A 21,516-nucleotide genomic window follows, 5' to 3' on the forward strand; every position below is an offset into this window, starting at 1 on the left:
CGCCCGCTTGCCCATGACGACCGGCGGCCCGCCCCGCATCCTCTATATCGACGACGACGATGCGCTGCGTCGGCTGGTGTCGCGCGCGCTCGGGCGGCACGGCTATGCGGTGTCGTGCGCGGCATCGGGGGACGAGGGCGTCGCGCTGGCGGCGGCGGGCGATTTCGATCTGGTCGCGGTCGACCATTATATGCCCGGCATGGACGGGCTGGAGACGCTGGCCGCGATCACCGCGCTGCCCGATCCGCCGCCGGTCGTCTATGTGACCGGCTCGGACGAGGGGCGGATCGCGGTCGCCGCGTTGAAGGCCGGGGCGGCGGACTATGTGGTGAAGACGGTCGGCGAGGATTTCTTCGCGCTGCTCGCCGCCAGCTTCGCGCAGGTGCTCGACCGCACGCGGCTGGAACGCGCCAAGGCCGTGGCCGAGGCCGAACTCCGCGCCTCCAATGCCCGGCTGGAGGCGATGCTGAGCGAGGTCAATCACCGCGTCGCCAATTCGTTGCAGCTGGTGTCGGCGATGATCGGGTTGCAGAAGGGCAGCCTGACGGATGCGCAGGCGCGCGAGGCGCTGGAGGATACGCAGCGTCGCATCCGGGCGATCGCGCAGGTGCATCGTCGGCTCTACACCGCCAACGATGTCGATCAGGTCGACCTGCGCGACTATCTGGGCGCGCTGGTCGAGGAACTGGGCGAGAGCTGGTCGCACCATAGCTGTCCGCGCACCCTGACCTTGTCCGCCGAGCCGATCCGGGTGAAGACCGACCGCGCGGTGTCGATCGGGGTGATCGTGACCGAACTGGTCACCAATGCCTGCAAATATGCCTATCCCGACCGCGCGGGCGAGGTGCGCATTTTCCTGAGCCGCGTCGAGCAGGGCTGCGAACTGGTGGTCGAGGATGACGGCTGCGGCATGGCGGTGGACCAGAAGCCGCAGGGCACCGGGCTGGGCGCCAAGCTGATCCGCGCGATGGCGCAGAGCCTGCAGACGACACTGGATTACGACCCGAACCATGCCGGGGTCCGGGCGGTGCTGCGGATGGCGGTCTAGCGGGCCCGGCGCTTGGCCTTCGACGTCGTTCGGGCTGAACGGGGCGGGGGAACAGATGCGGTGAAACCCAAACTCCGTTCAGCCTGAGCGAAGTCGAAGGCCACGCTCCCCCCTCCCCAATCCGCCGCCAGCCCTGACGCGCGCCGCCCAGTTCAGGGCTTGCGGAACTTGTAGACGAACTGGTCGGTGCGCCCGCGAATGGCGGGGTCGAAGACGTTCTTGCTATGGTCGTCCTCGGGGTTGCGCAGGACGCGGCTCTCACCGACGAAGCGGAAGCCGACCGACTGGACCTGGCGCTTCACATAGTCGGGGTCGATCCGGTGCGTCGTGTTGGTGTCGGCCAGCCCCTTGCCCACCGTATCGGCGTGATCGATGATGACATAGGTGCCGCCCGACTTCAGCAGCTTGAACACCGCCTGGTCGAAGGCGCGCAGCGCGGGCTCGCCCGCATCCTTGTTAGCGACGTCATGGTAATTCTGGACGGTCCAGAACAGGTCGATCGGCTGGTCCGAAACGGGGATGTTCACCGCCTGCACCTGTACGGTGGCGTTGGGCAGGTTCAGCGCCTGGATCGCGCCCAGCGACTTTTCAGCATAACGCTGCGCGGCGGCGGGCCAATAGGCATAGACATGCCCCTTCGGCCCGACGATGCCCGACAGGATACGGGTCCAATAGCCCTTGCCCGGCAGGTAATCGATCACCGTATCGCCCGGCTTCACGCCCGAGAAAGCGAGGACGGCGGCCGCCTGGCGCCGCGCATCGTCGCCCGCCTGCTCGGCCCGCGCCGGATCGGCGAGCGCGGCGGTGATGTATGCCGGGACGGCGGCGGGCTTGGCGGACGCGGCAGGCTTTTGCTGCGCCACCGCGACGGTCGTCCCCGCCGCCAGCATCAGTCCCAGTGCGATCGCCTTCATGCCTGCTCTCTCCTATGTTCTGATGCCGTCATCCCCCACCGCCGTTCAGGCTGAGCGTAGTCGAAGCCCAAGGGAAACGCGTGGCCTTCGACTTCGCTCAGGCTGAACGGAGCGGGGGAATGGATAGTCCCGATTACACGTCCAGATTCGCCACGTTCAGCGCATTGTCCTGGATGAACTCGCGTCGCGGCTCGACGACTTCGCCCATCAACCGGCTGAACACCTCGTCCGCCGCCGCGACGTCGTCCGACGTCACGCGCAGCATCGAGCGGACGGCGGGATCGAGCGTGGTTTCCCAAAGCTGCTCGGCATTCATCTCGCCCAGACCCTTGTAGCGCTGGATCGCTAGGCCCTTGCGGCCCGAGGTGAGGATCGCGTCGAGCAACTGGCTGGGCCGCGCCACGCGGGTCTCGCCGCGCGCCAGCGTGGTGCTGTGGCCCTCTTCGTCGGTCGGCACGACATCGGCCGAGGGCTCGGTCGCGGCGCTGCGCAGCGGCACCAGCTTGCCCGCCTGCGCGAAGCTCTCGGCCTGTTCGGCGGCCAGGCTGTGCAGCTTGCGCGCCTCGGCCGAGGCGATGAAGCTGGCCTCGACGATGTGGTGATCGGTCACGCCGCGCCACAGCCGCTCGAAATGGACGCCGCCATCCTCGGTCAGACGCGCCGACCAGCGCGCCTCGTGATCGCCCGACTCCAGCCGCCGCGTGGTTTCGACCACCGTCGCCATGCGCTGCTCGCGGGTCAGCACGGGGTCCAGCGCGCCCGCCAGTGCCAGCACCTCGATGATCGAGGCGTCATAGCGGCGCGGCACGTAGCGCATCAGGGTCCGCATCCGCCGCGCATGATCGACCAGCGCCTTCAGGTCGTTGCCCGACCGCGCGCCGCCCGGCCCCTCCAGCACCATGGTCGAGACGCCCGCCTCGACCAGATATTCGTCGAGCGCGGTGTCGTCCTTGAGGTACACCTCCGACCGTCCCTTGGTCGCCTTATAGAGCGGCGGCTGGGCGATATAGAGGTGCCCGCGCTCGATCAGCTCAGGCATCTGGCGATAGAAGAAGGTCAGCAGCAGCGTGCGGATATGCGCGCCGTCGACGTCTGCGTCGGTCATGATGACGATCTTGTGATAACGCAGCTTGTCCGCGTTGAAATCGTCGCGACCGATGCCGGTGCCCATCGCCTGAATGAGCGTGCCGATTTCCTTGGACGAGATCATGCGGTCGAACCGCGCGCGCTCGGTGTTCAGGATCTTGCCGCGCAAGGGCAGGATCGCTTGGAAATGGCGATTGCGCCCCTGCTTGGCCGAACCACCGGCCGAGTCACCCTCGACCAGGAAGAGTTCGGACTTGGCGGGATCGCGCTCCTGGCAATCGGCCAACTTGCCGGGCAACGAGGCGATATCCATCACCCCCTTGCGCCGGGTCAGCTCGCGGGCGCGCTTGGCGGCCTCGCGCGCGGCGGCGGCGTCGATGATCTTGGCGACGATCGCGCGGGCGTTCTGCGGGTTTTCCTCCAGCCAGTCGGCCAGCTTGTCGGCGATCAGCGCCTCCAGCGGCTGGCGGACCTCGGAGGAGACCAGCTTGTCCTTGGTCTGGCTGCTGAACTTCGGATCGGGCAGCTTGACCGAGACGATCGCGGTCAGGCCTTCGCGCATGTCGTCGCCGGTCAGCGTCACCTTCTCCTTCTTCAGAAGGCCCGACTTGTCGGCATAATTGTTGAGCGTGCGGGTCAACGCCGCGCGGAAGGCCGCGATATGGGTGCCGCCGTCGCGCTGGGGGATGTTGTTGGTGAAGGCGAGGACGTTCTCGTAATAGCTGTCATTCCACTCCAGCGCGACGTCCATGCCGATCGCATCGCGCTGGCCATGGATGGCGATGGGTTCGGGGAAGAGCGGCGACTTGGAGCGGTCCAGCCACTTCACGAAGGCGGCGATGCCACCCTCGTAATAGAGCTCGACGGTCTTGGGCTCGTCATGGCGCGCATCGGTCAGGAACAGACGGACGCCCGAGTTCAGGAACGCCAGCTCGCGATAGCGATGCTCCAGCTTGTCGAAGTCGAACTCGGTGATCTTGAAGGTCGCAGGGCTCGGCAGGAAGGTGACGCGGGTGCCCTTCTGCCCCGGCTCGGCCTTGCCGACGACCTTCAGCGGCGCGACCGCATCGCCGTGTGCGAAGCGCATATAATGCTCCTCGCCGTCGCGCCAGATGGTCAGGTCGAGGAACTCGGACAGCGCGTTCACCACCGACACGCCGACGCCGTGCAGGCCGCCCGAGACCTTGTACGCATTGTCGTCCGACGTGTTCTCGAACTTGCCGCCCGCATGGAGCTGGGTCATGATGACCTCGGCCGCCGAGACGCCCTCTTCGGGGTGGATGCCGGTCGGGATGCCGCGACCATTGTCGGTGACGCTGACCGAGCCGTCGGCGTTCAGCTGGATGTCGATGCGGTCGCAATGCCCCGCCAGCGCTTCGTCGATCGCATTGTCGCTGACCTCGAACACCATATGGTGCAGGCCCGAACCGTCGTCGGTGTCGCCGATATACATGCCCGGCCGCTTGCGCACCGCGTCGAGGCCCTTCAGCACCTTGATCGAGGAGGCGCCGTACTCATTCGTCTGGGGGGTATCTGCCATAGCGAGTATATAGGAATTCCGGCCCCCAAGGGGAAGCGAAATGGGAGGCGGCGGGACCCTTTCGCGCACCCCCACACGCCGCCGGTCCGGGGGCGCCGAAATCGCCCGGCTGACGGGAATGTCACGCCCCGGTCGGGAGCGGGCAAGCCGCCCGCGCGTAGAATCCCCGCATCATCCGATGGGAGAGATATGATGACCGGCAGAACCCTGCTCCTGGCGACGGTTATGGCCGCGCTGCCCGTCTCGGCCCGACCGATGGGCCGCGACTATCCCGGCTGCGACCTGGCGCAGCAGCACCGCCTGCGCGCGCCCACCGGCGGCAAGGTCCGCGACCCGCGCCAGGCGCATGTCGCGATGCGCGCCAATATCCTGGAGGCGGACATCGGCAATGCCCGCAAGGCGCGCCGTCTGTCGCAGGCCGAGGCGCAGGCCCTGTGGCACGATGTCGAGCGGGTTCGCCGCGACGCCGATCGCTTCGTGGCCCGACAGGGGTTCCTGAGCGCGGGCGAGACGGCGAGTCACGACCGCGCGCTCGACAGGGTGGCGGTGAGACTGTGCCGGTGAGGTGATGGGCTCTGCGAGGCACCTTTGCCCTCCCCCATCCCCTCCCGCTTGCGGGAGGGGTGCGTTGCGGGGCGACGTCCGGTGCACACCGATAGTGGTCCCTGCCGTTGAACCGGAGCATGCCCCTCCTACCAGCGGGAGGGGAGTCTCACCGAGCCTCCCGCAAATTAGGGCGGATCGACATTCAGGTCTGCTTCTTCCCCTCTCCCCTGGACAGGGGAGAGGGTTAGCGAAGCTTGCCAGCCTGCTGGCTAGCGCAGCTTGGGTGAGGGGTTGAGCGAGCCCTAAGGCTCGCGCGCTGCGCGCATTCACCCCTCACCCAGCTCCGACTAAGCCTTTGCTTTCGCAAAGGCCAAGTCTGCGCAACCCTCTCCCCTCTTCGAGGGGCGAGGGGAGAAGAAGGCATCGCTGAGTATCGATCGGCCCTAGAAAACGACCCGCGTCGCCTCGCCCGGCACATCGGCGAACAGCGCGGGCTCGGTCCCGGTCATCCATACCTGCCCCCGCCCGGCCAGCCGCTCGAACAGCGCGGCGCGGCGGGACGGGTCGAGATGCGCCGCCACCTCGTCGAGCAGCAGCACCGGCGGCACCCCGCGCCGCTCGGTGACGAGATCGGCATGCGCCAGCACGATGCCCAGCAGCAGCGCCTTCTGCTCGCCGGTCGAACACAGCGCCGCCGCCTGTCCCTTCGCCACATGCGTCACCGCCAAGTCGGCGCGGTGCGGTCCCACCAGCGTCCGCCCCGCCGCCGCATCGCGCCTGCGCCCCATCGCCAGCGCATGGGCGAAGGCGGCCGGGTCCACCGCCTCCCCCTTCAACGCCAGCGCGGCGCGCGCGAACACGCTGTCGGGCACCTCCTCCAACCGCTGGTCGAGCGCCGCGACTGCCGCGACGCGCGCGGCATCCACCGCCGCGCCATGCTCGACCATCCGCGCCTCCAGCGCGCTCAGCCAGTCGGGATCGACCGGACCTTCGCTGGCGAGCAAGCGGTTGCGCTCGCGCATCGCCGCGTCATAGCGGGTCGCGTGCATCCCATGCGCCGGAGCCAGCGCCAGCACCAGCCGGTCGAGGAATCGCCGTCGCTCCGACGCGGGCTCGACGAACAGCCGGTCCATCGCCGGGGTCAACCACAGGACAGACAGCCAGTCGGCCAGCGCATTGGCGCTCGTCCCCGCGCCCTGCACCCGCACCACCCGCCGCTCGGGCGAGGAAGCGAGCGCGCCGGTCGCGATCTCGACATCGCCGTTCAGGGTCGCGGCGACCCCGAACCCGCCCTTGCCTCCCTGCCGCGCCATCGCCGACAGCGCCGCCCGTCGCAGGCCCCGGCCGGGGGCGAGCAGCGACACCGCCTCCAGCACATTGGTCTTGCCCGCACCGTTCTCGCCGGTCAGCACGACGAACCCCGCACTGGGGTTCAGCGCGAGGTCGGCATGATTGCGGAAATCGGTGAGGATCAGGCGGGTGAGCATCGGGTCCGCCTTAAACGATCCTCCCCAGCATGGGGAGGTGGCAGGCCGAAGGCCTGACGGAGGGGGGCTTCCACACGGGACATCCCCCGCGGCGATCCCCCTCCACCACCCTGCGGGTGGTCCCCCTCCCCGCGAGCGGGGAGGATTTGGGTCTTAGACCCGCATCGGCATCAGCACGTAGAGTGCGGGGGCCTTGTCATTCTCGCGGATCAGGGTCGGCGCGGCGGCGTCGGCCAGGTGGACTTCGACCAGGTCGCTGTCGATCTGCGCCAGGATGTCGAGGAGGTAGCGGCTGTTGAAGCCGATCTCGAAGCCCGGCGCGGTATATTCGCCCGGCACCTCTTCCGAGGCGGTGCCGTTTTCGGGGCTGGTCACCGACAGGGTGATCCGGTCGCGGTCCAGCGCCATCTTCACCGCGCGGGTCTTCTCCGTCGCGATGGTCGAGACGCGGTCGACGCCCTGCATGAACGCCTTGGGGTCCAGCTTCAGGATCTTGTCGTTGGCGGTCGGGATGACGCGGCTGTAATCGGGGAAGGTGCCGTCGATCAGCTTGGAGGTCAGGATCGCCTGGCCCAGGTCGAAGCGGATCTTGGTGCCCGACAGCGACACGCCGACCGAGCCGTCCACCTCGTCGAGCAGCTTGCGCAGCTCGCCGACGCATTTGCGGGGCACGATCACGTCGGGCATTCCCTCGGCGCCCTGCGGACGCTCGATGGTGACGCGCGCCAGACGGTGGCCGTCGGTGGCGGCGGCCTTCAGCACGGGTGCGCCGTTATCCTCGGCGACGTGCAGGAAGATGCCGTTCAGATAATAGCGCGTCTCTTCGGTCGAGATGGCGAAGCGGGTCTTGTCGATGATCTGCTTCAGGAGTTCGACCGACAGCTCGAACTGGGTCGGCAGCTCACCCTCGGCGATCACCGGGAAATCGTCGCGCGGCAGGGTGCCCAGCGAGAAGCGCGCGCGGCCCGCGACGATGGTCATGCGCCCCTCGGCGGCGGTCAGCTGGACCTGCGCGCCCTCTGGCAGCTTGCGCGCGATGTCGAACAGCGTGTGCGCCGACACGGTGGTCGAACCCGGCTGGTCGACGGCGGCGGCGACGCTGTCGTTGATCTGGAGGTCGAGGTCGGTCGCCATCATGCGCAGCTGGCCCTCGGCCGTCGCCTCCAGCAGCACGTTGGAGAGGATCGGAATCGTGTTCCGCCGCTCCACCACCGACTGGACATGGCTCAATCCCTTGAGCAGCGTTGCGCGTTCGATCGTCGCCTTCATCTCGAAATCCCCCGCCGGAACGACCGCATGGTCCGATTCCGATAGTGATAAATGGCCTTGGTTCCTACCCGCGAAGAAGGGGCCGGAGCAAGGCTCCGACCCCTCCAACATTGGGGTAAAACCACCGTTAATGTGGAAAACCCGCGATCCTTTAGAAACGCAGGCCCAGGCCGGCCATCAACTGGTGGCGGTTCGGATTGATGCCGACGCCGTCCAGCTCGTCATAATGCGAGTAGCGATATTCGCCCTTCACGAAGGTGTTCGGGCTGATCGCATATTCCAGGCCCGCGCCCAGGCGATAGCCGCCGACTTCCTGCGAATTGACGGTGGTGACGCCCGCCGTGGTGTAGCGCGCATCGAACTTGGCGTTGGTGTAACCGGCCTTCAGATAGCCCAGCGCGACCGGCGAGATCACATAGCCGACGCGCGCACCAGCATAGAGATCGCGTCCCGCGCCCAGGCGGAATTCGTCGCCCGCAACGCGGATGCCGTTGCTGCGCGTGTCCGAGCTGCTGCCCGAAATCTCGCCCTCGGCACCCAGGATCACCGGGCCCGCCGGAATGTCATAGCCGATGCCGGCGCCGTAGAGCACGCCGTCGCTCGAACTCTTGTCCTGTCCCTGGCGGTCGTTCAGGCTGTCATAGCCGATCAGCCCTTCGACGCGGAAACCCGTGAAGGGCTGGCCCGTGGTCGTCTGGGCGGCGGCGGGGGCCGCGGCGGCGATGGCGGCCGAGGTCGCCAGGGCGGCGAGCATGAGCTTACGCATAACTTACTCCGTTACTGTACAGGCCGCCGTTACAGGTGGCGGTCGCACGCTCAATGACGGGAAAGCGCCTGCGTTGCATGAACCTCAGCTAAACAGGAAAAAGCGTTGCATACGCGCAACAGCCGCGACAGGGATGCGGCCATGGCGACCCCCGATGCCCTGCCCGCCCGACGCGGCCGCGACTATATCGCCCGGCATGGCGAAACCGTCTTCAACCGGATCGGACGCATCCAGGGCGACCGGGTCGACCTGCACACCCCGCTGACCCGCAAGGGCTTTGCCCAGGCCGATGCGATCGGCACGGTACTGCGCGAACGGTTGGGCGAAGGTCCCGTGGGCGAAGGTCCCGCGCTGACCCTCTGGTCCTCGCCCGCCGGCCGCGCGTTGCAGACGCTGGCGGTCATCGCCGAGCATCTGGGGCTGGACTGGCACCAGACGCACCAGGACGTCCGGCTGATCGAACTGGGGTTCGGCAGCTGGGGCGGCCGCACCCTGGCCGAGCTGACCGCGACCCATGGCCCCGTCGTCCATCCGCACGGCATGGCGGTGGCCGCCCCCGATGGCGAGACCTATGCGGCGATGGCCGAACGGCTGGGGCGATGGATGGCCGATACGCAGGACCATGACGGCGATCGCCTGATCCTGATGCACGGCCTGTCCAGCCGGGTGCTGCGCGGGCTGCTGCTGGGCCTGGCCGACGACGCGCATTGCGGCGTGCCGGTCGCCGAGCGCCTGCCGCAGGGGTCGATCGTGATGATCGAGCGGGGGCGCGAGACGCTGGTCCACCGGCCTTCGGCATGAGACGGCTGGCGCTGATCCTGCTGCTCGCCGCCATGCCCGCCTCCGCGCGCGAGACGATCGGCATCTACAAGGGCTGGGGCGCGTTTCGCGATCCGGGTCGCTGCTATGCCATCGCCCGGCCGGTGCTGGCCAACGGGCGAACGGGCGGTTTCGCCAGCGTCGGCACCTGGCCCGCCAAGCGCCTCCGCGCCTCCTTCGCGCTACGCCTCAGCCTGCCGCGCGACCGCGAGACACCGGTGACGCTGTCGATCGGCGAGCGGCGCTTTCCGCTGGTCGGCACCGACCGGCTGCTCTGGGCGCCCGATGCCGCGACCGACCATGCGCTGGTCATGGCGATGCGGTCCGGGCGCAGCATGAGCGTCTCGGCGGTCGATCCCGGCCGCCGCCCTTTTGCCGACACCTATGCGCTGGCGGGCGCGGCGGCGGCGATCGATGCAGCGACGCTGTCCTGCGTGACTCGTCCTTAGCCATCCCTCGGGCGCATCCTCGTACCAGTGGAAATGGATGCGATTTTGCGCTATGGCCACGCGATGCAGACAGTTTCGGCCGCCCCCATGCCCATCCCCGGGCACATCGATCCCGTGCCCGTGCCGCGCGGCGTGCAACCGCGTCCCGATGGCCGAGTCGACCTGATCGGGCTGACCAAGGACCAGTTGCGCGAGGCGCTGCTGTCCGGCGGCATGGAGCTGAAACAGGCCAAGCTGCGCTCCAAGCAGATCTGGCACTGGCTCTACAATCGCGGCGCGACCCGCTTCGCCGACATGACCGACATCGCCAAGGCGCAGCATCCCTGGCTGGAGGAACGCTTCGTCATCGGCCGTCCCGACGTGGTCGAGGCGCAGGTGTCGAGCGACGGCACGCGCAAATGGCTGCTCCGCTCGCCCGACGGGCAGGATTACGAGATGGTGTTCATCCCCGACGCGGATCGGGGTACGCTGTGCGTGTCGAGCCAGGTCGGCTGCACGCTCAACTGCCGTTTCTGTCACACCGGCACGATGCGCCTGGTGCGCAACCTGACCGCGGGCGAGATCGTCGGGCAGGTGATGCTGGCGCGCGACTCGCTCGGCGAATGGCCCAGCCAGCCCGAGGGCCGCATGCTGACCAACATCGTCATGATGGGCATGGGCGAGCCGCTCTATAATTTCGATGCGGTGCGCGATGCGCTGAAGCTGGTGATGGACGGCGACGGCCTGGCGCTGTCCAAGCGTCGCATCACCCTGTCGACCAGCGGCGTCGTCCCGATGATGGCGCGCGCGGGCGAAGAGATCGGCGTGAACCTGGCCGTCTCGCTCCACGCCGTGACCAAGGACGTGCGCGACGAGATCGTGCCGCTCAACAAGAAATACGGCATCGAGGAACTGCTCCAGGCCTGTGCCGACTATCCCGGTGCCAACAATGCCCGGCGCATCACGTTCGAATATGTGATGCTGAAGGACAAGAACGACTCGGACGCCGATGCGCACGAGCTGGTCCGCCTGCTGCGCCACTATAAGCTGCCCGCCAAGGTGAACCTGATCCCGTTCAACCCCTGGCCCGGCGCCGATTACGAATGCTCGACCCCGGAGCGGATCCGCCGCTTCTCCGACATCGTGTTCGAGGGCGGCATCTCGGCGCCGGTGCGCACCCCGCGCGGGCGCGACATCGACGCCGCCTGCGGCCAGCTGAAGACCGCCGCCGAGAAGAAGAGCCGCGCGCAGCTCGACCGCGAGGCGGAAGAGAAGTTCGCCGCTTTGGGCTGATCTTTTCCTCCCCTGCAAGGGGAGGTGGCAGGCCGAAGGCCTGACGGAGGGGTGTCCCGCTCTCGATAGGATGACACCCCTCCACCATGCTGCGCATGGTCCCCCTCCCCTTGCAGGGGAGGAATGTCCAAGTGCTTGCCGCCCGCCCTCGGTTGAGGCACGGAAGCTCCGCACCATGCGTTACCCGCCCCGATGATCGACTGGACCTTTCTCGCCCTCGCCGCCGCCGGGGGCTTTGTCGGGGGTGCGATGAACGCGCTGGCGGGCGGGGGCAGTTTCTCGACCATGCCGACGCTGATCGCGCTCGGCCTGCCCTCCACCATCGCCAACGCCACCTCGAACGTCGCGCTGCAACCCGCCGCGATGGCCAGCGTCTGGGCCTATCGCCATGGGCTGGAGCCGGTGATGGGCGTGTCGATGCGCCGGATGGCGGCGATCACCTTCTGCTTCGCACTGCTGGGCAGCGTGCTGCTGTTCCTGACGCCGCCGCGCGCCTTCGACCTGATCGTGCCCTGGCTGTTGCTGACCGCGACGATCGCCATCGCCGCCGGGCGCCATGCCTCGGACTGGCTGGCGCGGATCGCCCGGCCCGGCCCCCGCGCGCTGATCGGTGCGCAGGCGGTGCTGGGCATTTACGGCGGCTATTTCGGCGGCGGCATCGGCATGATACTGACCGCCGCCTGGGGCTTGTTGTCGAGCCGCAGCCCGGCGCAACTGGCCGCGCCGCGCACGCTGATGCTGGCGACCGCCAACGCGGCCGCCACGCTGGTGTTCGTCGTCACCGGCATGGTCGCCTGGGCCCAGTGCCTGCCGATGCTGGCGGGCGGGATAGCGGGCGGGTGGAGCGGTGCGCTGATCGGGCGCAAGCTGCCCCCCGGCCTGATCCGTGGCTGGACGCTGCTCCTGACGACGGTGACGACGGTGGTGTTCTTCTGGCGCGGCTATGCCTGACCGGCTTTGAGCGGCGGCATGGCGGGCATCGACTCCATCTCCGCCACCAGCGCCCGCATCGCGACCTCTTCCTTGCGGAGCCACTGCGCGATCTCGAAGCGCAGCTCGGCGGTGGCGTGGCGATAGCCGACCCAGTCCTTGACGATCGCCTCGATCGGCCAGCGCGATACGAAGCCCGAGATGCGCTGGCGATAGGCGGGGACATGCGCCTGCAAGGCCAGCCAGCCAGCACCGCCGGGCGTATGGGCCAGCCGCTCGGCGGCGGGCAGCGCCGTGCCGGTCAGCCAGGTCGCGCGCTGGCGACTGACATTGGAGATCAGCCAGCGGTTGCGACTCAGCGCAACGGGATCGGGCGCGGACGCGCCGCACAGGGCGCGATGTTGGGTCATGACGCGCGTCAACTCTTCGCGCATGTGCAGCCATTCGGACAGCATAAGGGGTGCCTCGACACAATCGGGACCGCATGGCGCCCTGCCCTGGTCGAGCCCCACCCCGGCCCGGACCGCCGCAAGGAGCATGCGGTGAGAAATAGAGTTCGCGCCAGGATCGACCCACCCCCGGCCATCCCGCGCCATCGCACCAGCATATTATCGAATCATCGCATGCCTCCCATTGGGCAGGCATTTTGGGCTCTATAATCTAAATCAACGTTTAATGGCCGCGCTGGCCGCCTCCCCTGCGGGTCGATGGTGAAGCCAGTCGCGGTGCAGCCAGCCTTCTTCCCTCTCCCCTGGACAGGGGAGAGGGTTAGCGAAGCTTGCCAGCCTGCTGGCTAGCGCAGCTTGGGTGAGGGGTCGAGCGAGCCTGAAGGCTCGCGGCGCTCGCCAAGCGAGCGCCCACCCCTCACCCAGCTCCGACTAGGCCTTTGCTTTTGCAAAAACCAAGTCTGCGCAACCCTCTCCCCTCTGCGAGGGGCGAGGGAAGGGAAGGCATCGCCGAATGGCGATCGGCCCTAGTCGGGCCGACGCATCTCGAAGCGAGCCGCCTCGGTCACCTCGAAATAATCGACCGGGCCGCCGCCGCGCAGGATCGGGCGGGCGCGGGCGGTCTGATAGATTCCGTTCTCGATCAGATCGGCGGCGATATGGATGCCCACCGCCTCGCCGATGACCAGCCACTGGTCGAGCGCGCGCCCTTCCTTGGTCTCCAGCCGGACGAGCTGGGTCAGGCGGCATTCGAACGACACCGGGCTCTGAGCGACGCGCGGTGCGGCGACCAGCCGCCCGTCCTCCGCCGCCACGCCCGCCAGCGCGAATTCGTCCACCTCCGCCGGGACATGCGATGCACTGGCATTCATCGCATCGGCCAGCGTCATGGTGGCCAGGTTCCAGGTGAAGACCTTGGTCTCCGCGATATTGGCGACCGAGTCCTTCCACCCCTGCGACGAAAAGCCGATCAGCGGCGGACGGTAGTTGAAGACGTTGAAAAAGCTGTAGGGTGCCAGATTGTTGACCCCCGCCGACGACCGGCTGCCGATCCAGCCGATGGGCCGGGGGGCGACGATCGCGTTCAGGGGATCATGGGCCAGGCCATGGCCGTTGACGGGTTCGTAGAAATGCCAGTTGTCGATCATGGATGGTCACCGAAAGGGAGTGCGAATGGAAGCCGGAACGCCGACCGAGCCGGAAAGACCCCGGAAGGGGCCCGGAACCGTCATCCGTCGTCATGGATGGGTGACGCGGGTCTGGCACTGGGTCAATGCGGTCGCGGTGCTGATCCTGCTGGGATCGGGGCTGGGCATCTCCAACGCGCATCCCCGGCTCTATTGGGGACGCTACGGCGCGAATTTCGACCACGCCTGGGCCAGCCTGCCGCATTTCCCCGGCTGGATCACGATTCCCGCGCGCTACAACCTGGCGATCTCGCGCCGCTGGCACCTGTTCTTCGCGCTGGTGCTGGGGTTCGGACTCCTCGCCTATATGATCGGGGGGCTGGCGACCCGGCATTTCCAGCGCGACCTGCGCATCCGGGCGCGCGAGTTGCGCGCCGCCGCGATCCGGGCGGACCTGGGGCGGCATCTGGCCTTTCGCTTTCATGACGAAAAGGACCCCCGTGCCTATAACCTGTTCCAGAAGCTCAGCTATGTGCTGGTCCTGTTCGTCGCATTGCCGCTCGCCATCCTGACCGGGATCGCACTGTCGCCGGGCATGAACGCCGCCTGGCCCTGGGTGCTGGAGATATTGGGCGGACGGCAATCGGCGCGCTCGATTCACTTCATCACCGCCAGCGTGTTGGCACTGTTCACCATCGTCCACCTCGTGCTGGTCATCCTGGCGGGCGCGGGCAACGAGATGCGCGCTATGATTACCGGCCGCTGGAGGGTTCCCGAATGAGCGCGCTGATTCGTCGCCGGACGATCCTGACCGGCGGGGCCGGGCTGTTGCTGGCCGGGTGCGACCGGATCATCGAGCAGCCCACCGCGCGCAAGATCCTGTTCGCGGGCGAGGATATGCAAAAGGGATTGCAGCGGGCGCTGATGGACCGGGGCGCGCTGGCGCCGGAATATCGCCGCGACCAGATGTCGCCCTATTTCCGCACCAACGGCACGCGCGATCCGGGGACGCCCGAATATGCCGCGCTGGTGGCGAATCGCTTTCAGGGCTGGCGGCTGAAGGTCGGCGGGCTGGTCGCCACCCCCCTCTTGCTCTCGCTGCGCCAGATCGGCGAGTTTCCGGCCCGCCGCCAGATCACCCGCCACGATTGCGTCGAGGGCTGGAGCGCGATCGGCGAGTGGATGGGGCCGATGCTGGGCAATGTGCTGAAGGCCGCGAATATCAGCAGCCGGGCCCGCTATGTCGTCTTCACCTGCGCCGATCTCTATGGCGGCCAGCCCTATTATGAATCGCTCGACCTGATCGACGCCTTCCACCCGCAGACCATCCTGGCCTGGGGCATGAACGGGCGGATGCTGGACGTCGGCCACGGCGCGCCCTTGCGCCTGCGGGTAGAGCGGCAGCTGGGCTACAAGCACGCCAAATATCTCATGGCGATCGATGCGGTCGAAAACCTGTCCAACATAGGTTTGGGCAAGGGCGGCTATTGGGAAGACCATGTCGATTATGACTGGTACGCCGGAATTTAAGGCACTAGTCGGTGCCATATGGCGCTGATCGATCTCTTTCTGTCGCGCGCGGTCCGCAAGGGCCGCCTGTCCCTCACCCATCATGACGGCACCGTCCGCGAATTCGGTACGCCCGATCCCGGTTATCCCGACGTCGCGATCCGCTTCACGGACTCGCGGGTGGCGGGGCAGATCGTGCGCAACCCCGCGCTGGCGGCGGGCGAATGTTTCATGGACGGTCGCCTGCTGGTCGAGAAGGGCGATGTCCGCGACCTGGTCGAACTGCTGACCGCCAACGACAAATGGGAAGCGGGCCGGGCCAATCTCAACCCGTCCTGGCTGGTGCGGGCGGCGGGCGCGGTCAAGCACCGGGTCGACCGGATCAATATGGAGCGGCGGTCGAAGAAGAACGTCGCGCATCATTACGACCTGTCGGGCACGCTGTACGAGCTCTTCCTCGACACCGACAAGCAATATAGCTGCGCCTATTTCACCGACCCGCAGAACGACCTGGAGCGGGCCCAGCGCGACAAGAAGGCGCATATCGCCGCCAAGCTGGCGATCGAGCCGGGGATGAAGGTTCTCGACATCGGCTGCGGCTGGGGCGGCATGGCGCTGTACCTGCACCAGAAATGCGGTGCCGAGGTGCTGGGCGTCACCTTGTCCGAGGAACAGCTGAAGGTCGCGCGCGCGCGGGCCGAGGCGCTGGGCGTGTCGGACAAGGTGAAATTCGAGCTGATCGACTATCGCCGGGTGGAGGGGCGGTTCGACCGCATCGTCTCGGTCGGCATGTTCGAGCATGTCGGCCCGCCGCAATACCGGACCTTCTTCCGCAAGTGCCGCGACCTGCTGACCGAGGACGGGGTGATGCTGCTCCATACCATCGGGCGCTTGAGCGGACCGGGCGTCACCGACGACTGGACGACCAAATATATCTTCCCCGGCGGCTATAACCCGGCCCTGTCCGAGATCGTGCGCGCGCAGGAGGGGATGCGCATGTTCCTGACCGATGTGGAGGTGCTGCGCTGTCATTATGGCTGGACGCTCGACATCTGGTACGAGCGGACGGTGGCGGCGAAGGACCGGATCGTCGAACTGTACGACGAGCGTTTCTATCGCATGTGGCTCTTCTACCTGGCGGGCGCGGGCGCGGCGTTCCGCAACGGGGGCCTGTGCAACTATCAGGTACAGCTGACGCGCGGCCGCCTGTCGGTGCCGGTCACGCGCGACTACATGTTCGAGGGCGAACGCGCGCTGCGGGACTGAAGTCCCCCTTCTTCCGCTCTCCCCTGGACAGTGGAGAAGGTTAGCGGAGCTTGCCAGCCTGCTGGCTAGCGCAGCTTGGGTGAGGGGTCGAGCGAGCCCAAAGGCTCGCGCGCTGCGCGCATGGACCCCTCACCCAGCTCCGACTAAGCCTTTGCTCTCGCAAAGACCAAGTCTGCGCAACCCTCTCCCCTCTGCGAGGGGCGAGGGAAGGAGAGGCATCGTTGAACGTCGATCGGCCCTAGCGCGGGGCCAGCCGCCGGATGTCCAGCACATCCACCCCGGCCAGCGTGACCGGCCCGAACCGGCCGCCCGCTTCGGCGATGATCCCCTGTGTGGTGGAGCGGACCCGCGTCCACGGGATTTCCTGCACCACCAGCCGACGTCCGCGCAGCTTGATCGCCGCGACCCGACCGTCGGTCGCCACCGCCAGCGCGCCCTGCCCGTCGGCGCCGACCACCGCGCCCGACACCGCAAAGCCCGCCAGCGCCGCTTCGGCCGCCGCGGCGACCTCTTCGGGCGAACCGACGCGCCGGTCGCGGCGGCGGCGGACCAGCCAGCCGATCCCGACGCCGCCCAGGGCCATGCCGACGCCCGCCCCGGCGAGCGCCCAGCCCGCCAGCGTGCCGGTGACGGGCAGGATCATCCCGCAGCGCCCGACAAGGCTTCCAGCGTCGGGCGAAGGCCGGACAGGTCATAGCCCGCGCCCTCGGCCTGCATGACGATCAGCGTGGGATTGCGCCCCGCCTTGGCCGCCGCCAGCGCCCACAAATTGCAGCTGCGCGTGCCCGAGCGGCAAAACGCCAGCACCGGCCCCTTGGCCTCGACCAGCGCCTGGGTCATCTGGTCGACCATCTCGTGGCTGAATCCGCCCGGCGTCACCGGGATGGCGGTATAGGCCAGCCCCTGATCCTCCGCCGCGGCCCGGATCGCGTCGCCGGTCGGCTGGCCGGGCTCCTCGCCATCGGGACGGTTGTTGACGATGGCGGTATAGCCCGCCGCCTTGATCGCCGCGACATCCTCGGGAAGGATCTGGGGGGCGACGGCGACGCTTTCGTTCAGAGGACGGATCATGCGGCTCACCTATTCAATGGGCCGTTTCACCGCAACATGCGACACGCCCCATTCCTGTCGAAAAGACGCATCACCGTACGCATGGCTCCGTCGCGGGGGGGGAACATCCGCGCCCGCGCCACGTCTGGCCATGATGTATCGTTTGCAGGAGGCCCGTCCATGTCGCTGATCGATCGTCGCCAGGGGCTATGGGGTCTGGCCGCGCTGGGCATCGCCACCACCCTGCCGCTGGCCTGGCGCCGTGCCCAGGCCGCCACCCCCGTCCGGCCGGGCACGCTCGCGGTAGTCGAGAAGGGCGCGGGCCGCGTCGCCTTCTACGGCGTGCCCGACGGGCGCCCACTGGGCAGCGTCGCGCTGGGCGTGCAGCCGCACGAGATGGTCGCCGACCCCGCCGGCCGCTTCGCCTATGTCGGCGGCTATGGGGTCAAGGGCTGGCAGGCGGCGGGCGAAGGCGGGCATCAGCTCTGGGTGATCGACCTCCAGCAGCGGCGTCTGGCGCGGACGATCGATATGGCGCCCTATCGCCGCTGGCACGGCATGCGGACGGATGCGAGCGGAAGGCTCTATGCGCTGTCCGAAACCGACAGCGTGCTGGCCCGGTTCGACCGCCCCGCCACCGCCGAGACGCCCGACCGGATCATCCCGGTCGGCGGCGCGCGCAGCCATTATTTCGTGGTGAAGCCCGATGGCAGCCGCGCCTATATCGCCGATACGATGAGCGGCATGGTCATCATGGTGAACCCCGACGATGCCAGCTTTGCGCCGGTCAAGCAGCATATCGGCGCCGCACCCGAAGGACTGGCGCTCAGCCCCGACGCGCGCACCCTCTATGTCGTCGACCGCCCGGCGGGCATCCTCCATGCGCTCGACGCGATCACGCTCCAGCCCCGCGCCCGCACGACCCTGCGCGGCGAGGCGGTGCGGGTGATCGTACAGAGTGACGGCCGCCTGATCGTTTCGAACCAGGCCGACAAGAGCCTGACCCGCCACAACCCCGCCACCCTGGCCGAGGAAGCCCGACTGCCCCTGCCCGCCGCCGCGCCGGGGCTGAACCTGCCCGATGGCGGGTCGATCCTCTATGCCGCGCTGGACGACGACCGGATCGCGATGATCGATCTGGCGCGCTGGCAGGTCATCGGCACCTTCGCGACCGGCGATGCGCCCGACACGGCGGTTCTGCTGTGACGCGCGCGATCCCGTCACCGGCTCTTTGCCTGACCGCCGCTTTGCGGTAGCGGTGCGGGGATGGCGGCCAAAATCTCCTGCGATGTTGCGATCATTGGCGCGGGGCTGGCGGGCGGCCTGATCGCGCTGGCGCTGAAGGCGCGCCACCCGTCGATGGACGTGCGCCTGGTCGATGCGGGCGAGACGATCGGCGGCAACCATCTCTGGTCCTTCTTCGGCAGCGACGTCGCCAAGCGCGACCGCTGGATCGTCGAGCGGGTCGTGGCGCATGGCTGGCGCAGCTATGACGTGGCCTTCCCCGCCCATGCCCGCACCCTCGACCAGACCTATTATTCGATCGAAAGCCACCGGCTCGACGCCGAGGTGCGCCGCGTCCTTCCCCCGGAGGCGCTGATCCTGGGGCGCAAGGTGCTGGCGGTATCGGCCACCGCGGCGGTCTTCGCCGATGGCGACCGGGTGGAGGCGACCGGCGTCATCGACGCGCGCGGCGCGGGCGACCTGTCGGCGCTGTCGTGCGGATGGCAGAAATTCGTCGGGCAGGAACTGCAACTGGCGCGCCCGCATGGCTGCGAACGGCCGGTGGTGATGGACGCCACCGTCAAGCAGGTCGACGGCTATCGCTTCGTCTATGCGCTGCCCTTCGCCGAGGACCGGATCTTCGTCGAGGACACCTATTACTCCACCTCCTCCGAACTGAACCGCCGCGCGATCGTCCAGCGGATCGAGCGTTATGCCGACAGCCGCGGCTGGATCACGCAGGCCGTCGTGCGCGAGGAGGCGGGCGTCCTGCCGGTCGCGATGGGCGGCGATTTCGACGGTTACTGGCGCAGCGGCGGGGCCCGGACGCCCAAGGCCGGGATGCGCGCCGGGCTGTTCCACCCGACCACCGGCTATTCGCTGCCCGATGCGATCCGCATGGCCGCGATGCTGGCCGAACGCCGCGACTTTGCCGGGGCCGATCTGCACGACGCGACCTATCGCATGGCGCGCGCCGCCTGGGACGCGCGCGGCTTCTACCGGATGCTCGACACGATGTTGTTCAAGGCCGCCGAGCCCGATGAGCGATACCGTGTCCTCGAACGTTTCTATCGACTCCCGCCCGACCTGATCGGGCGCTTCTATGCGGGGCAATCGACCATGGCCGACAAGGCACGAATTCTGACCGGACGGCCGCCGGTGCCGATCCTGCGCGCCATTGCCGCGCTGCGCGGCCATTCGGGGGGCCGCGCATGAAGACCGCGGTCGTCATCGGATCGGGCTTTGGCGGCCTGGCCCTGGCCATCCGCCTGCAATCGGCGGGCGTGCAGACCACCATCGTCGAGGCGCGGGACAAGCCCGGCGGGCGCGCCTATTATTGGGAGCGCGACGGCTTCACCTTCGATGCGGGTCCGACGGTCATCACCGACCCGTCCTGCCTGGAGGAATTATGGGCGCTGACCGGGCGCACCATGTCCGAGGACGTACAGCTCGATCCCGTCAGCCCCTTCTACCGGCTGAACTGGGTCGACGGCACCAATTTCGACTATAGCAACGACGACACCCAGCTGCGCTCGGAAATCGCCAAGCTGAATCCCGACGATATCGCGGGCTACGGCCGGTTCCTGGACTATGCGGCGGGCGTTTACCGCGAAGGCTATGAGAAGCTCGGCCATGTCGCGTTCCTCGACTTCGCATCGATGATCAAGGCCGCGCCCTCGCTGATGAAATATCAGGCGTGGAACTCGGTCTACACGATGGTGTCGAAGTTCGTGCAGTCCGAAAAGCTGCGCCAGGCGCTGTCCTTCCACACGCTGCTGGTCGGCGGCAATCCGATGACGACCAGCGCCATCTATGCGCTGATCCACAAGCTGGAGCGCGACGGCGGCGTCTGGTTCGCGCGCGGCGGCACCAACCGGCTGGTGGCGGGCATGGTCGCGCAGTTCGAGCGGATCGGCGGCGTCCTCCGCCTGGGCGATCCCGTCACCCGGATCGAGACGCTGGGCGACCGCGCGACCGGCGTGGTGACGAAGAGCGGCCTGACCATCCAGGCGGATGCGGTCGCGACCAATGCCGACATCATGCACAGCTATCGCGACCTGCTGTCCGACAACCGCTCGGCGCGGCGGACGGTCAATGCGCTGGAGCGCAAGCGCTACTCGCCGTCGCTGTTCGTCGTCCATTTCGGGATCAAGGGCGCATGGCCGGGCATCCCGCACCACATGATCCTGTTCGGTCCGCGCTATAAGGGCTTGCTGACCGACATTTACGATACCGGCGTGTTGTCCGAGGATTTCTCGCTCTATCTCCACCACCCGACCGTCACCGATCCCAGCCTGGCGCCGGAGGGCCATTCGACCTTCTATGCGCTGGCCCCGGTGCCGCACATGGGCAAGTTCCCGATGAACTGGGACGAGGTCGGACCGATCCTGGAGAAGCGCATCCTGGACGAAGTGGGCCGCCGCCTGATCCCCGACATCCACGAACGGATCGTGACCAAATTCCATTATGCGCCGTCGGACTTCGCCACCGACCTGAACGCGCATATGGGCTCGGCCTTCTCGCTCGAGCCGATCCTGACCCAGAGCGCCTATTTCCGGGTCCACAATCGCGACGATTCGATCCCGAACCTGTATTTCGTCGGCGCGGGCACCCATCCGGGCGCAGGGATTCCCGGCGTGGTCGGAAGCGCCAAGGCGACGGCGGCGCTGATGCTGGAGCGGAAGTAACCCGCCTCCGTTCAGCCTGAGCATAGGCGAAGGCCATGGGATGACTCGGCAGAGCACTCATGGGTGAGCGCAGCACATAGC

Annotated in this window: 21 protein-coding genes; 12 read left to right on the forward strand and 9 right to left on the reverse strand. The window is 67.8% G+C overall.

Annotated elements, in window-relative coordinates; genetic code table 11:
- Window positions 1-13: 13 nt before the first annotated feature.
- The gene (locus tag QE363_RS18955; RefSeq protein WP_309697791.1) at window positions 14-1,048 is read left to right on the forward strand and encodes a histidine kinase dimerization/phosphoacceptor domain -containing protein; all 1,035 of its coding nucleotides are present in this window, start codon (window positions 14-16) and stop codon (window positions 1,046-1,048) included.
- Between the two features lie 152 nt (window positions 1,049-1,200).
- Here QE363_RS18955 and QE363_RS18960 read toward each other — a convergent pair whose 3' ends face one another.
- Entirely contained in the window at window positions 1,201-1,962 is a 762-nt protein-coding gene (locus tag QE363_RS18960) for a methyltransferase (RefSeq protein WP_309697793.1), read from the reverse strand.
- Between the two features lie 133 nt (window positions 1,963-2,095).
- Window positions 2,096-4,588, reverse strand: coding sequence for a DNA topoisomerase (ATP-hydrolyzing) subunit B (gene gyrB / locus QE363_RS18965; RefSeq protein ID WP_309697795.1), 2,493 nt, complete (start codon window positions 4,586-4,588; stop codon window positions 2,096-2,098).
- Window positions 4,589-4,777: 189 nt separating this feature from the next.
- Here gyrB and QE363_RS18970 point away from each other — a divergent pair, with 189 nt between their 5' ends.
- Window positions 4,778-5,152, forward strand: a complete 375-nt coding sequence (locus QE363_RS18970) for a hypothetical protein (RefSeq protein ID WP_309697797.1) — start codon at window positions 4,778-4,780, stop codon at window positions 5,150-5,152.
- 425 nt (window positions 5,153-5,577) lie between these two features.
- Here QE363_RS18970 and recF read toward each other — a convergent pair whose 3' ends face one another.
- The 3 genes from recF to QE363_RS18985 form a co-directional block, all read right to left on the reverse strand.
- Complete coding sequence (gene recF, locus QE363_RS18975) at window positions 5,578-6,621, reverse strand: DNA replication/repair protein RecF (protein WP_309697799.1); 1,044 nt, start codon at window positions 6,619-6,621, stop codon at window positions 5,578-5,580.
- Window positions 6,622-6,774: 153 nt separating this feature from the next.
- A complete protein-coding gene (dnaN, locus tag QE363_RS18980) occupies window positions 6,775-7,890 on the reverse strand; it encodes a DNA polymerase III subunit beta (protein WP_309697801.1) in 1,116 nt (371 codons plus the stop codon).
- 151 nt (window positions 7,891-8,041) lie between these two features.
- Window positions 8,042-8,656 carry an outer membrane beta-barrel protein gene (locus QE363_RS18985; RefSeq protein WP_309697803.1) on the reverse strand — a complete coding sequence of 205 codons (615 nt, stop codon included), beginning with the start codon at window positions 8,654-8,656 and terminating at the stop codon, window positions 8,042-8,044.
- Between the two features lie 141 nt (window positions 8,657-8,797).
- On the opposite strand from QE363_RS18985, the gene QE363_RS18990 reads away from it, so the two are divergent.
- The 4 genes from QE363_RS18990 to QE363_RS19005 all read left to right on the forward strand — a co-directional run bounded on the left by QE363_RS18990 (window position 8,798) and on the right by QE363_RS19005 (window position 12,147).
- Window positions 8,798-9,457, forward strand: coding sequence for a histidine phosphatase family protein (locus QE363_RS18990; RefSeq protein WP_309697805.1), 660 nt, complete (start codon window positions 8,798-8,800; stop codon window positions 9,455-9,457).
- Entirely contained in the window at window positions 9,454-9,924 is a 471-nt protein-coding gene (locus tag QE363_RS18995; RefSeq protein ID WP_309697807.1) for a hypothetical protein, read from the forward strand. Before QE363_RS18990 ends, QE363_RS18995 begins: the two co-directional genes overlap by 4 nt.
- An 87-nt stretch (window positions 9,925-10,011) precedes the next feature.
- Complete coding sequence (rlmN, locus tag QE363_RS19000; protein WP_307101146.1) at window positions 10,012-11,196, forward strand: 23S rRNA (adenine(2503)-C(2))-methyltransferase RlmN; 1,185 nt, start codon at window positions 10,012-10,014, stop codon at window positions 11,194-11,196.
- Between the two features lie 192 nt (window positions 11,197-11,388).
- Window positions 11,389-12,147 carry a sulfite exporter TauE/SafE family protein gene (locus QE363_RS19005; RefSeq protein WP_309697809.1) on the forward strand — a complete coding sequence of 253 codons (759 nt, stop codon included), beginning with the start codon at window positions 11,389-11,391 and terminating at the stop codon, window positions 12,145-12,147.
- On the opposite strand, the gene QE363_RS19010 is transcribed toward QE363_RS19005, so the two are convergent.
- Together QE363_RS19010 and QE363_RS19015 are read right to left on the reverse strand one after the other, a co-directional pair.
- Window positions 12,138-12,581 (reverse strand): hypothetical protein, encoded by a 444-nt coding sequence (locus QE363_RS19010; protein WP_309697811.1) that lies wholly within the window; start codon window positions 12,579-12,581, stop codon window positions 12,138-12,140. The genes QE363_RS19005 and QE363_RS19010 overlap by 10 nt on opposite strands.
- Window positions 12,582-13,099: 518 nt before the next feature.
- Entirely contained in the window at window positions 13,100-13,720 is a 621-nt protein-coding gene (locus QE363_RS19015; RefSeq protein WP_307101151.1) for a flavin reductase family protein, read from the reverse strand.
- Window positions 13,721-13,745: 25 nt separating this feature from the next.
- On the opposite strand from QE363_RS19015, the gene QE363_RS19020 reads away from it, so the two are divergent.
- From QE363_RS19020 to QE363_RS19030, 3 genes are read left to right on the forward strand one after another with little or no spacing between them, the layout of a single operon-like run.
- On the forward strand, window positions 13,746-14,480 hold the full coding sequence (locus tag QE363_RS19020) for a cytochrome b/b6 domain-containing protein (RefSeq protein ID WP_309697813.1): 735 nt from the start codon (window positions 13,746-13,748) through the stop codon (window positions 14,478-14,480).
- Window positions 14,477-15,229, forward strand: coding sequence for a molybdopterin-dependent oxidoreductase (locus QE363_RS19025; RefSeq protein ID WP_309697815.1), 753 nt, complete (start codon window positions 14,477-14,479; stop codon window positions 15,227-15,229). Before QE363_RS19020 ends, QE363_RS19025 begins: the two co-directional genes overlap by 4 nt.
- 18 nt (window positions 15,230-15,247) lie before the next feature.
- Window positions 15,248-16,474 carry a cyclopropane-fatty-acyl-phospholipid synthase family protein gene (locus QE363_RS19030; RefSeq protein ID WP_309697818.1) on the forward strand — a complete coding sequence of 409 codons (1,227 nt, stop codon included), beginning with the start codon at window positions 15,248-15,250 and terminating at the stop codon, window positions 16,472-16,474.
- Between the two features lie 238 nt (window positions 16,475-16,712).
- Here QE363_RS19030 and QE363_RS19035 read toward each other — a convergent pair whose 3' ends face one another.
- Together QE363_RS19035 and QE363_RS19040 are read right to left on the reverse strand one after the other, a co-directional pair.
- A complete protein-coding gene (locus tag QE363_RS19035) occupies window positions 16,713-17,117 on the reverse strand; it encodes a hypothetical protein (RefSeq protein WP_307101159.1) in 405 nt (134 codons plus the stop codon).
- Window positions 17,114-17,545, reverse strand: coding sequence for a TIGR01244 family sulfur transferase (locus QE363_RS19040; RefSeq protein WP_307101161.1), 432 nt, complete (start codon window positions 17,543-17,545; stop codon window positions 17,114-17,116). The genes QE363_RS19035 and QE363_RS19040 overlap by 4 nt, the downstream gene beginning before the upstream one ends.
- A 159-nt stretch (window positions 17,546-17,704) precedes the next feature.
- On the opposite strand from QE363_RS19040, the gene QE363_RS19045 reads away from it, so the two are divergent.
- From QE363_RS19045 to QE363_RS19055, 3 genes are read left to right on the forward strand one after another with little or no spacing between them, the layout of a single operon-like run.
- Entirely contained in the window at window positions 17,705-18,730 is a 1,026-nt protein-coding gene (locus QE363_RS19045; protein ID WP_309697821.1) for a twin-arginine translocation pathway signal protein, read from the forward strand.
- A gap of 60 nt (window positions 18,731-18,790) precedes the next feature.
- Window positions 18,791-19,963: a lycopene beta-cyclase CrtY gene (crtY, locus tag QE363_RS19050; protein ID WP_309697823.1), complete on the forward strand. Its 1,173-nt coding sequence runs from the start codon at window positions 18,791-18,793 to the stop codon at window positions 19,961-19,963.
- Window positions 19,960-21,435: a phytoene desaturase gene (locus QE363_RS19055; RefSeq protein ID WP_309697825.1), complete on the forward strand. Its 1,476-nt coding sequence runs from the start codon at window positions 19,960-19,962 to the stop codon at window positions 21,433-21,435. Before crtY ends, QE363_RS19055 begins: the two co-directional genes overlap by 4 nt.
- Window positions 21,436-21,516 lie beyond the last annotated feature (81 nt).

The sequence above is a fragment of the Sphingomonas sp. SORGH_AS_0870 genome (genome assembly GCF_031453175.1).
GTDB lineage: Bacteria > Pseudomonadota > Alphaproteobacteria > Sphingomonadales > Sphingomonadaceae > Sphingomonas.